Raw genomic sequence first — 15,136 nt, 5'->3', positions numbered from 1 at the left:
GAGAAGAATTCTTAACGAACATCAGCGCAGTTTAAACAATAAATATAGCGATTTTGGCTATCGTGAAATTTATTCCATAAAGACACTTGTTGTTTTAACTGTTTAGCTTGTGGTAATTGATCAAAAAATATTTCAGCAGTTGATTTTGGCAGCATTGTTAGCATCTCAGAATAAAAACTATTGAACCAACTTACATCTGGTTTAAGCCAGTCAATTTTATAATCCGTTAAATTAGCTAATGTAACTGCTGTTTCAATAGCGTCATCAAAATCACCAAGTTTATCAACTAAACCAATGTTGCTTGCTTCTGAACCTAACCAAACTTGGCCTTGAGCTATTTTATCCACTTGTTCTGTTGACATATTTCTTGCTTTGGCAACTAATGAAATAAAGGTATTGTATCCATTATCAATATTCATTTGTATTAGTTGGCTCATTTCATCCGGTAGATTTCGAGTAACACTATTATTTGCAAGTGGTGATGTTGTTACACCATCATTGTAAACACCAATGTGAGATAATGATTTTTCAAAGGTTGGAATGATACCAAAAATACCAATAGAGCCGGTGATTGTATTCGGGCTAGCAATAATGTAGTCTGATGCTGTTGATATCCAATATCCACCAGATGCAGCCATTCCGCCCATAGAAACTACTACAGGAATTTGATAACTGCGTAGTGCTTCTAACTCACTACGAATCGCTTCAGAGGCATCAACACTTCCGCCAGGACTGTTAACTCGTAATATAACAGCTTGAACATTTTGATTATCCAAGTTGTTACGGATATTTCTAAGCTGTTCAACAATATCTTGGCTGCCCGCTATATCAGTATTATTTTCACTGTCAGTTATCGTACCATTGACAAAAACAACAGCGATTAATGGTTTATCGTCAGTTTGTTCATCTTTTTCTGTCAATTTATAGTCATAAATACTTAATTGATGTTGATTCTGAACAATATCGAGATCATATTGATAATTGGATGCAACAACGTCTACTAAACCAGTAGATAACGCATATTGACTCATACTTCCTTTAGCTGCTTTTAACTCTGACAACATATCAGTAGGATTTGGAACTAATTGACTAGGGGCTTTTTTACGTTGTACCGAAATATCATTAAGATAATTTTCCCACATAGCTGAAAGCCAGCGCGTCGTATTGCTTTTTGCTGCATCTGACATATCGTCTCGAATGAATGGTTCAATTGCAGATTTGTATGTGCCTACTCGGAAAACATGAGTATTAATTTTTAAGTTATCTAATAAGGTTTTATAATATAAATTATTCGCTGATAGCCCGTATACATTTACTGCACCTAATGGTGTTAAATAAATTTTATTAGCATAACTAGCTAGGTAATATTGGCTTTGGTTAAAATTAGAACCAATTGCATAAATTGGTTTGTTAGCCTCTTTAAATTTGGATAAATATTTACCCACATATTGTAATGAGCTCATATCTGCACCAACAAAATTATCCAATTTTAAAACCATACCATCTATATTAGGATCTGTTGTTGCTTGCGCTATTTTTTGTATTAATTCAAATAAACTATTTTCACGAGAAGTATTTACTTTTTTGCCATATATTTTATTTTGTAATGCATAAATCTCATCGTCATATCGCGTACTATCAACTATAACACCTTCTAAATCAAGTACAAGCGTGCCATATTGTGGAACGACATCCTGTTTTTTCAAATCTTTTATCAGTTCAATACCACTAAAAATAAGAATAATAGCAATAAAAAATATTAGATTTAGAAAAATTTGTCTAAAAACGTTGATGGTTTTCCAAATTAATTTTATGACTGATAATACAGATATCATAATTAGCCCTTTTAGTCGTAATGTTAGCTTTTCGCTTCTATATTTCGTTTTTTGAAATATTTTTTATCTTCAAAACGCAAGCAGGTTAATTTACCGCCCCAACAACAGCCAGTATCGAGAGCATAGATATTATCAGGAGTACCTTTACCATTTAAAGCGGCCCAATGGCCAAAAGCGATACTGTATTGAGCTGGAATTTTTGAAGGTAATAAAAACCAAGGTTTTAGTTTTGAAGGCGCTTGATCTGGTGATTTTTTGAAATAAAAATCAAGTCGTCCATCTTCATAACAAAACCGCATTCGTGTGAGTGCATTAGCAATGTAACGTAACCGATCTAATCCTTGTAAATCACAAGACCATTCATCAGGGAAATTACCGTACATTTTATCGAGAAAAAGTGGATATGAATCACTCGATAACATAATATTTAAATCATTAGCACATTTTTTTAATGTATCGAGATCCCATTGAGGCGAAATACCCGCGTGGGTCATAATCAGTTTTAACTTTTCATCTATTTGAACTAATGGTTGTTTACGTAACCAATTCATTAATTCATCGTAATCAGGCGCATTGATCACACTGTCAAGATTATCTTTCTTTTTTGCTAATGTTACATTGGCATAAATCGATAATAAATGTAAATCATGATTACCTAAAACTAAGCGAATTTGGCTACTTAAATTTTTTACAAATCTGAGCACGTCTAACGATTTTGGTCCTCTGGCAACCAAATCACCGGTTAACCACAAAGTATCAGATGATGAAAAACTCGCTTTATCAAGCAAACGCATGAACTCATCATAACAACCATGAATATCACCAATGATTAGGTTTGCCATAGTATTATTTCCATGCGTTTGCGAGTTTACAATATTGTTGTACTGACAAATTTTCAGCACGTAAATTAGGATCAATATCTAATTCAATTAATTGGTCCGTTGTAAACATATTACTTAAACTATTGCGAATCGTTTTGCGCCTTTGATTAAAGGCTTCTGTAGTGATGCGAGAAAGTATTTTAACATCATCAACTAAATAAGGTTTTTGTTTGTAGGGAATTAACTTGACAACAGCAGAGTTAACTTTAGGTGCCGGTTTGAACGCGGTAGGTGGAACTTCTAACACAGGAATAATTTGGCAATAATATTGTGCCATTACACTTAATCTTCCGTAATCTTTACTATTTGGTGCCGCGACAAGTCGCGTGACTACTTCTTTTTGTAGCATAAAATGCATATCATCAATGATATTGGCATATTCAAATAAATGGAACATTAACGGTGTAGAAATGTTATAGGGTAAGTTACCAAATACTCTTAATGGTTTACCTAATTGTTGATTTAACTCATTAAAGTTAAAGGTTAGAGCATCTTGTTCAATAACAGTTAATTTATTTTTTAACAAAGGATTATCAATCAATCTACTGGCTAAATCTCTATCAATTTCTATAACTGTTAAATGGTCAACATATTTACTGACTGGAACTGTTAATGCAGCTAGACCAGGACCGATCTCTACAAGAGCCTGATCTGATTTAGGTTGAATAGCTGCGACAATACTTTCAATAATATAATCATCATGTAAAAAGTTTTGCCCGAATCGTTTACGGGCAAAGTGACCTTGGTGTACACGGTTAGTCATGTTTTTCTTCACCTGTGATTTTGATATAAGCATCGCCTTTTAATTCTTGGATCCATACTTGCGCTTCTTCACCAAATTTACGGTTGAAAATTAATCGATAGGCTTGATCTTGTTTAACTGCATTTGTACCATCAGTCTGTTTAGTATCGATTAATTGGATCAAATGCCATCCAAACGATGATTTGATTGGTTGACTAATTTCGCCTTTCTTTAATTGAACTAAAGCATTTCTAAAACCAGCGTCATAAACATCGGCTCGACTCCAACCTAAATTACCGCCATTTTCAGCAGAGCCAGGGTCTTGAGAATTAGCTTTAGCAGCTGCTTCAAAAGTTGTCGCTCCACTTACTATAGATTTACGGATATCAGACAGTTTTTGTTTGGCAATTTGGTCTGTTACAAGCACATTAGTTTTAACTAAAATATGGCGAGCATTAAATTCATCAATGGTGAATTTTTTCGGTGCTTCAGAACGTGTATCATCAACTTTTAAAATATGTAATCCAACACCGGAGCGAATTGGACCAATAATACTTCCTTTTGGTGCTCGAATTAATCTTTCTTCAAAAATGGTAGGTAATTCATTGAGTTTATGCCAGCCCATATCACCACCTTTTAAAGCAAGATCATCATTTGAATATGAGGTAGCTAATTTCGCAAAACTTTCACCTTTTTCGGCTCGACGGATAATGTCGGTTGCTTTGTTAGTCGCATCATCTATTTGTTGTTTAGATGCTTTTTCTGGAACGGATATAAGAATATGGCTTACTTTAACATCTATATTGTTAGAAGTTTGTTGAGACATATTTTTAGCTAAGTTTTCGACCTCTTTTTCAGAGATTTTAATTCTTGGTCTGACTTCATTCATTCGGGCTTGGTCTATTAACATATCGTTATGTATACGTTCACGATAAGCGCTATAACTTATCCCCATTGTTGAAAGTTTGCTTCTAAGTTGATCGATTGTCATACCATTTTCTTCTGCAATTTTAGCAATCGCATTGCTAACTTGATCATCACTCACTGTAATTTTAGCTTTAGCGGCTTTTTGCAAGATTAGATTTTCAACAATCAAACGATCAAGAATTTGTTGCCTCAATACTTTATCATTTGGCAAATTACGTGGATCGGTGCTTGCTTTTATGGTTTTTAACATATCATTAACGTCACTTTCTAATATGACATTGTTATTAACTACTGCAGCAACTTGCTCAACGACTTTAGCGGCAGCATTAGCTGATAAAGGATTAATCACTGCTATACTTAAACTTAAGTTTAAAGCGATAAGTAATTTAGATATTTTCATATTATTCAACTCATTTTATTTGCTACAGTTGATAATAACTGTAATTAAGTTAATTAGTTATGTTGTGCGTTACTAATATAATTATTCAAATGCTGTTGTATAAGGTAGTTTACCAAAATTCAACATTTTTGCTTTTACATCACGATTATGGCCTAGACCCATTAACTCAAAATTAACTGAAAGTTTATTTTCATATTTACTATCATGGGATATCCAATCCCAATCTGTCAATTTACGTCCATATTGAACAGTCATACCCCAACAGCAGTCACTATAATGTAATCCAACTGAACCATCTGCGGTTTGCCCTAATTTAATATCATAATAATAAGAACCAACAGCATCTATAGTTTGAGATAATGGCCAAGTAGTCACAATACCTGCTTGGGAAATATCTTGTTTATAGCCTCTATATAACGAACTTTTATCTACCGTATTAATATAGTTATGATTAGCATAACGATAAGATAGCTGTAGTAATTTCTCACTTGAAGGACGATACTCAAGTATCGTGTTGGCTAAAGAAATAGTATCAATACGGGTATCGTATTGTACACCACTTCTAAAAATCACATCGTCAGTAATACGCCAGAAATTATCCGATGCCCAAGTAATACTACCTGTATCAGAATTTTTATCTATTTCGGTATTGTGTTCACTGGTTTTTGATTTAGTAAAATAGGTGATTTGTCCGATTGATAAATTAAATTTTTCTACCTTGCTTTCATCGTAAAAACGAGTCGTCACACCAGTAGCGATATTATTAGCTGATGCAATGCGATCTAACCCACTATAAGGGAGATCTCTAAATAGACCGATATAATCGTATTGTAAGAAAGTAGAATCATAGCTGCCAATATTTGACTGATTGCGATATGGAATATATGTATATTTTACTCGTGGCTCTAAAGTTTGGGTATAACCCTCAATCAGATCAAAATCACGCTCAAAAATCACTTTTCCATCGATACTAAATTTAGGCATAAAACGATTAACACTTTTGTCTAAGTTTTGGTATCTTTCAATAGATTTTTTAATATTATCTTGGTTGTAGTGCGTTGCCATTAAACCACCAGACGCACTTAATGAAGCCCATGTATTGGTGATAGTATAATCAAGAGTAGGTTCAATATGTGCACGCCAAGCTTTCGGGTTATTTTTGCCTGAACTTAAAAAGCGTGATACTTGTGAAAAGGTTTTGAATTTAAATGGACCAAAATCATAATTATAATAGTTCATATTTAATTGTGGTTGAGTTTGGTATAGTGAATCTCTAACTTCATCATGGAATGCTTGGAAGTGTCTATAACCCAGAGTAATATCCCAGCTAGTATCATTGTAGCCAATTTTATAAAATTGAGTTAAATATCCAGCTGTTTGTGATGCATATTTAGAGTTCAAGTCTGTCAAATATTGATTATCACTTACTCGTGTAGCATCTGCCTTAAAACGCCAATTGTAATTAATTAACTCATCGTTTTTCCAGTAGAATAACCAACGATGGCGGTTATCATCATAATTTTGACCATTTAATAATCTATCTCGATCTTCATCGTATTTGTTATCATGTTGTAGCCAGTCAAAGGCTACAGTACCTAAACCTAATTGATTTAAATAGCGGAACTCTGTCTGTAACTGAACGCCTCTACGTTGTAATATTCTTGGGGTAAATGTGGCATCATAGTTGGGCGCAATATTCCAATAAATTGGTAACGAAAAATCAATGCCATCGACACTATCATAAGTTAAATTAGGCATTAGCAAGCCTGAACGGCGTTTATCACCAGTTGGTAACTGTAAATAAGGCGAATATAAAACCGGTACTTTCCCAATACGAAATACTGCATTCCATACTTCAAGTAATTGCTCTTCATTATCATGAATCACTGTACTACCTTTTACACTCCATGTGCTGTCATCGACAGGACAAGATGTAAAACTACCATTTTTCAAAATAACATAGCGATTTTTTTCAAGCTTCATCTCGTCAGCTTTACCGCGGCCTAGTCGGTTAACCAGATGATAATCACTCGGTGTAATATTCGCATCATTATTATCAAGATTCATCAAGGCATCATTGCCTTTAATTCTTATCAAATTATCTTGATAAGTAATATCGCCTTGCAAAGTAACAAGTCGATTATTTTTATCATGAGAATCAATCGTTACTCTATCTGCTTGTACGGTACGATTGCCTTGTTCGACAACTACATCACCTTGATAAATTATTTTGTCTGGATAACGTGCTTCAAACTGGTTTGCTTCGGCATCAACAGGCAGTGTTTGGATATCACCCTCAACTAACGGGCGATCAAATTTAGGCACATCGATGAGGCATTGTGGATTATTAATAACAGCTTTAGGTAATCCGGTAGCATAACTGCTACTATTATATAGACAAAGAGTAACGGTTATTGCAATAAATGAAGGCGCTAATTTTTTCATTAATGATTAAAAGTAATGATGATTATTTTAATTTAAGCATTATAGCGGTTATTTATAAAAGTGCGAATGAAAAATTAATGTTTAGCCCTGCGTTTATTTCTTTTACTCAACTGGTTAACCATGCTAATTCTTTTCTCAATTGAGGTATGTTGAAATTCATCCCACCATTTAGCTAAATCTAATAATTCCCCTTTTTCAATAGATGCCCGCATTTCTAATAAATCATAAGCCGCTCGGAATTTAGGATGTTCTAAAATGGCAAATGCACGTTTACCTTCACGCTTTTTCATGCGTAATTGTAGTCGCCAAATATCACCCATTATCGATGTTAAACGTTTTGGAATAGCAATAATTTGACATTGTTCACTTAAAATATCATTGATAGCCATCGAAAAAGCATCATGGAATTGTAAGCCACTTTCAACACACGTTAATTGTGTTTGTTCCATAATTGGATACCAGAAGAAAGCAGCAAATAAAAATGCTGGATTAATACGTTGATTATGATCAATTCGGTAGTCAGTATTTTTTAAAACCTGTTCAATCATCTTTTCTAAATAGCTATTGTTATTTCCGGTAAATAATCGTTGAATAACTGGAAATAATTGTTCAAACAGATGATACTCTTTCAATAATAGGTAGGTTTTGTATCCATGACCTGATTGCAGTAACTTTAATGATTCATCAAATAAACGAGCTGCAGGAATATTTTTTAATAACGGCGCAAGCGCTTTAATTGGTTCTGCTGTTGCTTGCTCAATTGTCATGTTGAGTTTTGCTGCAAAGCGAATTGTTCTTAACATTCGCACAGGATCTTCTCGATAGCGAATTTGCGGATCACCAATTAAGCGAATAATGCCATTTTGTAAATCTTTTATGCCTCCACAATAATCGCGCAGTGTAAAATCTTTAACACTGTAATAAAGCGCGTTCATTGTAAAATCACGTCGCAAAGCATCTTGTTCAATCGTACCATAGACGTTATCACGTAATAACATACCGGTTTGCGATCGTTTGGCAACATTACTTTGCTCATCTTGAGAACTATGTTCGCCACGGAAGGTAGCAACTTCGATAATCTCTTTACCAAACATAATGTGTGCAAGACGAAAACGGCGGCCGACTAAACGGCAATTTCGAAATGTTTTTTGCACTTGTTCAGGTGTCGCATTTGTGGTGATATCGAAATCTTTTGGTATTTTTCCTAATAAAAGATCGCGAATACAACCACCGACTAAATAAGCTTCATATCCTTGTTTGTTTAAACGATAAAGAACTTTTAATGCATTTTCACTGATATTTTTACGAGAAATATTATGTTCATTACGTGAAATAGAAATATAGCGAGATTGTTTGTGTTCTTCATGGCGAAACATTTTGCGATAAAAGCGAGAGACTTGTTTAAAAATAGTGCACCTCAAACGTGTATGAAACAAAATGGCAATATAGCGCGCGATTATATAATAATTGCTTATAACTTTCCATTTTTCTTATTATCCGAATTTTAATTGGATGAAAAGCAGGTATTTTCTAATTTTAAATGAATATTCTATTTGATTTTTTGGCAATAATTATCAACAATAGCAGTTTATAGAGTAGAATTAGTCAAATAGCTTTAAAAGGCATCAATACCTGTTTATACATATTTCATGCATTATTTAACAAGCTGATTAAGGTTTACTACAACCTATGCTCAAAACTTCTTTTTTAATTCATTGTAGAAAACAATAGATATAGGAAGCAAATTAAACATTTTGCTTAATTTTTGTGAGTAACATGAGTAATAGTAGTTTAACAAATCGCTACTGACAAAAAGTCGATTGAGTATATAACATTAACTGATAACTTATTGGGGGACATTATGAATATTCGTGATTTGGAATATTTTGTTTCGTTAGCTGAATTTCGTCATTTTCGTAAAGCCGCTGATGCTTGCAATGTGAGTCAACCAACATTAAGTGGACAAATCAGAAAATTGGAAGATGAACTTGGTGTAATGTTGCTAGAACGTACTAGTCGTAAAGTACTATTTACACAAACAGGTATGATGCTTGTTGAGCAGGCTAAAGAGATCTTACGCAATATCCAAATTTTAAAAGAGATGGCCAGTCGTCAAGGTGAAGAGATGTCCGGTCCGATGCATATTGGCTTAATACCAACAATTGCACCTTATCTATTACCACATGTAATAACGGTATTACACGAATCTTTTCCGCAACTTGAACTCTATTTACATGAAGCACAAACTGCCAATATAGTTGCTCAACTTGAGAGTGGTAAGCTCGATTGTGCCATTGTTGCACAGGTTAAAGAAACATCACAATTTATAGAATTACCATTATTTGATGAACCTATGTTTTTAGCGGTTCCGGCTACCGACGAATTAGCCAGTAAAAGGACAATTAAACTTTCTAGTTTAAAAGGGCATAAGTTTTTGATGTTAGAAGATGGTCATTGTTTACGTGAACATGCAATGGGATATTGTTTTCAAGTCGGCATTGATGAAGATAAACAATTTAAAGCGACAAGTCTTGAAACATTACGCAGTATGATTTCTGCTGGGCGAGGTATTACGTTGTTTCCTGAATTAGCAGCACCAAATGAACGTATTCGTGATAATATTTGCTACATTCCTTGTACAGATCCTGTTCCAGTGCGAAGCATTGCTCTGATATATCGTCCGGGATCGCCGTTACGTTCCCGTTATGAAACCATTGCTAAAACAATTCGAGATCACATGCCAAAAGTATTTGCTGAGAAAGAGCGTTTGTTAGAAAAAGCGAATTAATGATTGACTAAGTTAAAATTACCAAAATCGACTGAAATAATGAAAAATGCCAAAACTTCGGGGGTTCGTGCTCAGCAAAAAGAGCGAACTCGTCGTACATTAATAGAAGCTGCATTTAATCAACTTAATGCTGAGCAAGGTTTTGCTAGTTTAAGTTTGCGTGAAGTTGCACGTGAAGCAGGTATTGCTGCTACTTCTTTTTATCGGCACTTTCGTGACATGGATGAATTAGGTTTGGCGATGGTTGATGAAAGTGGTTTAACTCTTCGTCAACTTTTGCGACAAGCACGTAAACGTATTGAAAAGGGCGGAAGTGTGTTACGAACCTCTGTAACAACCTTTATTGAATTCATTGATAAAAATCCTAAAGTTTTTTTATTACTACTGCGTGAAAAAGCGGGTACATCATCGGCTTTTCGTTCTGCTATTGCTCGAGAAATTCAACATTTTATTGTCGAATTGGTTGATTATTTGGATAATGCTAATGACATGCCTCATCAATATAACGAAGTTCAAGCGGAAGCAATGGTTACCATTGCTTTTAATGCAGGAGCCGAGGCTTTAGATTTTGACCTAATACAACGCCAAAAATTAATCGAAGATCTTATATTCCAACTTCGTATGGTTTCGCGCGGTGCCTATTACCTTTATCACAAAGAGTTAATTAAGCAAGAAAATCACTGATTTTAAATTTTTATACTGACATGTAGAGTGAATTTACTGTTTTTAATAAACTAACGTGTCATATTATTTGTTAAATACCTAATTTGATAAATTCAAATATTGATTAACAAATTGTATTATTTATTCTATTGTTAAGTCTTCATATTCATTCCAATTGCAAATAGGCAATTTTTTTAATAGGGATAAATTGAATGACTAAATTCTACATTGGCTTAATTTTTTATTTTATCTTTACCCTTAGCAATTATGCATATTCAGATGTAGGGTTTAAGCAAATCTATTACGATAAACAAAGTAGCCGACCGTTGAATATAGCAATATGGTATAAAGCGAATAATCAACAAGATAGCGTAATGGTTGGCGATAATGCTATTTTTTATGGTTATAAAGTTCTATTCAATGCAACCCCTGTTTTAGATTATCGTAAGCATCCCTTAATTGTTCTCTCGCATGGTTATGGCGGCAGCCAGCAAAATTTAAGTTGGCTTGCCTATGAACTGGCCGAAAAGGGGTATATTGTCGCCGCACCAAATCATCCAGGTACAACTGCTTTTGATAAAGATATTCATCAATCTTCTAAATTATGGTTACGCCCACAAGATTTGAGTAGAACAATTGATTATTTGAAAGAAGATGAGACTTTAGCAAACTCGATTGATATGAATAATATATCAGCGATTGGGCATTCCCTTGGTGGTTGGACGGTAATTGCACTTGCTGGAGCAAAATTTGATACAGAGCTTTTTAAGCAAGACTGTACAATTCATTCCCATTTAAAAGCTTGTCAATTAGTGACTGAACTCGGCCTTGATAATCCAAAATTAAATCAAAGTTTATTCGATCCAAGAATAAAATCATTTATCTCTTTAGATGCAGGATTAGCCAGAGGTTTTACTTCGGAAAGTTTAAAAGATATTAGCATCCCTTCTTTAATTATTGGTGCAGGAATTGATGTAGGTGATATGGATGCAGAGCTTGAATCAGGCTATTTAATGCAGTTCCTGTCAAAATCACTATCTACTTATACGGTGATACCAGATGCGATGCATTTTAGTTTTATACAAGTTTGTAAACCACAGGCGATAGAAATATTAGAGCAAGAAGCTCAAGGCGAAGGTATTATTTGTAAGGATGGTGGGGAACGAACTCGAGCCGAGATTCATCGTGAAATAATTAAACAAATTACTACTTTTTTAGCTCAAATAAATTTAACCCCTTAACTCTTATAAAATTACTGCGGCTAGGCCGCAGTAATATTTTGTATTCTCTATAAGACTAATTATCATTAAAGATTTTGTAACACTTTTTCAACACTATCTTTGGCATCACCAAATAGCATATAACTATTTTCTTTGAAGAATAGTGGATTTTGAACGCCGGCATAACCGGTATTCATTGAACGTTTAGAAATGATAACCGTTTTAGCTTTCCAAACTTCAAGAACTGGCATACCTGCGATAGGGCTATTTGGATCTTCTTCCGCCGCTGGGTTAACCGTATCATTTGCACCAATGACCCATACAACATCCGTATCAGGGAAGTCGTCATTGATTTCGTCCATTTCAAGCACGATATCGTAAGGTACTTTAGCTTCGGCTAATAATACATTCATATGCCCCGGTAAACGCCCTGCTACAGGGTGAATACCAAATCTTACTTCAATACCCATAGCTCGTAGTTTTTCAGTAATGTTACTGACTGCACCTTGTGCTTGTGCAACCGCCATACCATAACCAGGAACAATAATAACTGAGCGTGCTTCTTTTAAAGTTTGTGCAACTTCAGCAGGTTGAATTTCACGGTATTCACCTTGTTCTTCTTCTGAAGAGCTTGATGAACTGCCATCACTACCAAAACCACCGGCAATTACGCTAATAAATGAGCGATTCATTGCTTTACACATAATGTAAGAAAGAATTGCGCCTGAAGAACCAACTAAAGCACCAGTTACAATGAGCAAATCATTACCTAACATAAATCCTGCCGCAGCGGCTGCCCATCCAGAATAGGAGTTAAGCATTGAAATAACAACTGGCATGTCTGCGCCACCAATTGATGCAACAAGATGGAAACCAAAGACTAATGCTATAAGTGTCATAATGAGTAAACAAAATAGCGCGCCAGCTCCTGTTTGCAGATTGACAAATGTAAACATAAGTATTACAGATACTACAATAGCAGCAAGGTTCCAATAGTGTTTATTTGGAATAGATAATGGTTTTGAACTAATACGACCATTTAGTTTGCCAAAAGCGACAATCGAACCAGAGAATGTAACCGCACCAATAAAAACACCAACAAATATTTCGACCAAATGAACGGTAATTTCACTCGATGAGAAGGTAAAAATATGTGAGTCTAAAAAGCTATTAAAACCAACTAGTACCGCAGCCATACCAACAAAACTATGAAGTAGTGCAACAAGTTCTGGCATTTGTGTCATTTCTACTTTTTTGGCTAAATATAAACCAATAGCCGCGCCAATAATCATCGCAATGATGACCCAATGTAATCCACCATTGATGCTAGCAATCGCGGCAACAAGTGCAATTGCCATACCGATCATACCATAGATATTACCCGATTTAGCAGATTCTTGATTGGAAAGACCACGTAGACTGAATATAAACAGTAAGGCAGCAATTACATAAGCTGCTTGAATAATTCCATTACTTAACATTATTGATACTCTCCTTTATTTGCCACGTTGGAACATTTTTAGCATTCTTTGGGTAACAAAGAATCCACCAAAAATATTGATACTAGCAATTAAAATAGCAACAAAGGCAATTGCCGTAGTTAAGCCATTATCATCACCGACTTGTAATATTGCACCAACTAAAATGATACCTGAAATCGCATTAGTTACTGACATGAGCGGTGTATGTAAAGAATGAGTTACATTCCATACTACGTAATAACCAACTACACATGATAGAGCAAATACGGTAAAGTGACCTAAAAAGCTTTCAGGAACAGAATTAGCCAACCAGAAGAAAGCAATGATTATTAACGCTAAAATGCCATATTTTTTGCGCGGATCCATTGGTTTAGGTTCAGGTTTAGCAACCGGCGCTGCAACTTTTTTCTGCGGCTGTGCTGATACTTGAATTGGTGGTGCAGGCCATGTTATTTCTTTATCTTTAACTACCGTTACGCCACGAATAACCACATCGTCAAAATTAATGTCGATGTTGCCATCTTTTTCTTTGGCAAGTAGCTTTAATAAGTTAACAATGTTAGTTCCATATAATTGTGATGCTTGGGCCGGCATGCGATTTGCCAAATCAGTATAGCCAACAATTTTTACATTGTTATCTGTTTCATAAACTTCACCTGGCTTAGTTAATTCACAGTTACCACCGGTTAAAGCCGCTAAATCAACAATAACGCTACCTGGTTTCATTGATTCAACCATCTCTTTCGAAATCAGTTTTGGTGCTGGTTTACCTGGAATTAATGCTGTAGTAATGATGATATCAACATCTTTAGCTTGTTCTGCAAATAATGCCATTTCAGCTTCAATAAAGGCAGCAGACATTTGTTTTGCATAACCATCTCCAGAGCCGGCTTCTTCTTCAAAGTCTAACTCTAAGAAGTCAGCGCCCATACTATTAATTTGTTCAGCAACTTCAGGGCGAGTATCAAAAGCTCGAACAATTGCACCAAGGCTTACCGCAGCGCCAATTGCTGCAAGACCAGCAACACCTGCACCAATGACTAATACTTTTGCTGGTGGCACTTTACCTGCGGCAGTGACTTGACCTGTAAAGAATCGACCAAATTGATTGGCAGCTTCAATCACAGAACGATAGCCAGCAATATTTGACATAGAACTTAGTGCATCTAATGATTGAGCACGAGAAATACGTGGCACACAATCCATCGCCATGACTGTAATATTTTTGGCTGCTAATTTTTCTAGTAGTTCTTTATGTTGGGCTGGATAAATATAACTGATAAGGGTTAAACCCTCTTTCATTAATGCGATTTCATCATCTGTTGGTGCATGAAATTTTAAAATCAAGTCATTTTGCCAAATGTCATGTGTGTTTTGAATTGTTGCTCCAGCATCAATAAATGCTTGATCTTCAAAGTGAGCAGCATGCCCTGCACCCTGTTCTACAGAGACTGTAAATCCAAGTTTTAACAGTTGTCCAACTGTTTGTGGAGTTGCTGCAACTCTAGCTTCATTGGCTAACCGCTCTTTTGGTATACCGATATGCATTTCGTTACATCCTTATGTTTAGTGTTTATTAATGATTTTCGATTTTAGCATAAATTAGCGGCAGTGCGAGTAAGGAATTTATTTTTTATCTACCAAGTCACATTATTATCATAACTAATAAGTAGCTTGTCGATTCTTTCTTAAATGGAGCAATAATCAATTTATTGTTTGCCGATTCATGGTTATTACCTACTGATTTAATTAAT

11 protein-coding genes are annotated in these 15,136 nt (G+C 35.0%); 3 read left to right on the top strand and 8 right to left on the bottom strand.

Annotated features, from left to right (window positions below; genetic code table 11):
- Positions 1 to 11: 11 nt before the first annotated feature.
- From sppA to pcnB, 6 genes are all read right to left on the bottom strand, one after another.
- Positions 12 to 1,835, bottom strand: coding sequence for a signal peptide peptidase SppA (gene sppA, locus A9G09_RS05785; protein ID WP_065633940.1), 1,824 nt, complete (start codon positions 1,833 to 1,835; stop codon positions 12 to 14).
- Positions 1,836 to 1,858: 23 nt separating this feature from the next.
- Complete coding sequence (apaH, locus tag A9G09_RS05780) at positions 1,859 to 2,677, bottom strand: bis(5'-nucleosyl)-tetraphosphatase (symmetrical) ApaH (RefSeq protein ID WP_065633939.1); 819 nt, start codon at positions 2,675 to 2,677, stop codon at positions 1,859 to 1,861.
- 4 nt (positions 2,678 to 2,681) lie between these two features.
- On the bottom strand, positions 2,682 to 3,479 hold the full coding sequence (gene rsmA / locus A9G09_RS05775; protein ID WP_065633938.1) for a 16S rRNA (adenine(1518)-N(6)/adenine(1519)-N(6))-dimethyltransferase RsmA: 798 nt from the start codon (positions 3,477 to 3,479) through the stop codon (positions 2,682 to 2,684).
- On the bottom strand, positions 3,472 to 4,785 hold the full coding sequence (surA, locus tag A9G09_RS05770) for a peptidylprolyl isomerase SurA (RefSeq protein ID WP_065633937.1): 1,314 nt from the start codon (positions 4,783 to 4,785) through the stop codon (positions 3,472 to 3,474). Before surA ends, rsmA begins: the two co-directional genes overlap by 8 nt.
- 81 nt (positions 4,786 to 4,866) lie before the next feature.
- Positions 4,867 to 7,230, bottom strand: a complete 2,364-nt coding sequence (gene lptD, locus A9G09_RS05765) for an LPS assembly protein LptD (RefSeq protein WP_065633936.1) — start codon at positions 7,228 to 7,230, stop codon at positions 4,867 to 4,869.
- Positions 7,231 to 7,304: 74 nt separating this feature from the next.
- Positions 7,305 to 8,606, bottom strand: a complete 1,302-nt coding sequence (pcnB, locus tag A9G09_RS05760) for a polynucleotide adenylyltransferase PcnB (protein WP_065633935.1) — start codon at positions 8,604 to 8,606, stop codon at positions 7,305 to 7,307.
- Between the two features lie 485 nt (positions 8,607 to 9,091).
- Here pcnB and oxyR point away from each other — a divergent pair, with 485 nt between their 5' ends.
- The 3 genes from oxyR (at position 9,092) to A9G09_RS05745 (ending at position 11,922) form a co-directional block, all read left to right on the top strand.
- Positions 9,092 to 10,018 (top strand): DNA-binding transcriptional regulator OxyR, encoded by a 927-nt coding sequence (gene oxyR, locus A9G09_RS05755; protein ID WP_065633934.1) that lies wholly within the window; start codon positions 9,092 to 9,094, stop codon positions 10,016 to 10,018.
- A 39-nt stretch (positions 10,019 to 10,057) separates the two neighbouring features.
- Entirely contained in the window at positions 10,058 to 10,702 is a 645-nt protein-coding gene (gene fabR / locus A9G09_RS05750) for an HTH-type transcriptional repressor FabR (RefSeq protein ID WP_065633933.1), read from the top strand.
- Positions 10,703 to 10,893: 191 nt separating this feature from the next.
- On the top strand, positions 10,894 to 11,922 hold the full coding sequence (locus tag A9G09_RS05745) for a prolyl oligopeptidase family serine peptidase (protein ID WP_065633932.1): 1,029 nt from the start codon (positions 10,894 to 10,896) through the stop codon (positions 11,920 to 11,922).
- Positions 11,923 to 11,987: 65 nt separating this feature from the next.
- On the opposite strand, the gene pntB is transcribed toward A9G09_RS05745, so the two are convergent.
- Complete coding sequence (gene pntB / locus A9G09_RS05740) at positions 11,988 to 13,382, bottom strand: Re/Si-specific NAD(P)(+) transhydrogenase subunit beta (RefSeq protein ID WP_065633931.1); 1,395 nt, start codon at positions 13,380 to 13,382, stop codon at positions 11,988 to 11,990.
- A gap of 15 nt (positions 13,383 to 13,397) precedes the next feature.
- Entirely contained in the window at positions 13,398 to 14,930 is a 1,533-nt protein-coding gene (gene pntA, locus A9G09_RS05735) for a Re/Si-specific NAD(P)(+) transhydrogenase subunit alpha (protein WP_065633930.1), read from the bottom strand.
- Positions 14,931 to 15,136 lie beyond the last annotated feature (206 nt).

Origin of the sequence: Gilliamella sp. wkB292 (assembly GCF_001690235.1) — a bacterium.
Taxonomy (GTDB): Bacteria; Pseudomonadota; Gammaproteobacteria; order Enterobacterales; family Orbaceae; genus Gilliamella; species Gilliamella apicola_F.
This window is presented reverse-complemented; position numbering and strand designations above follow the sequence as displayed.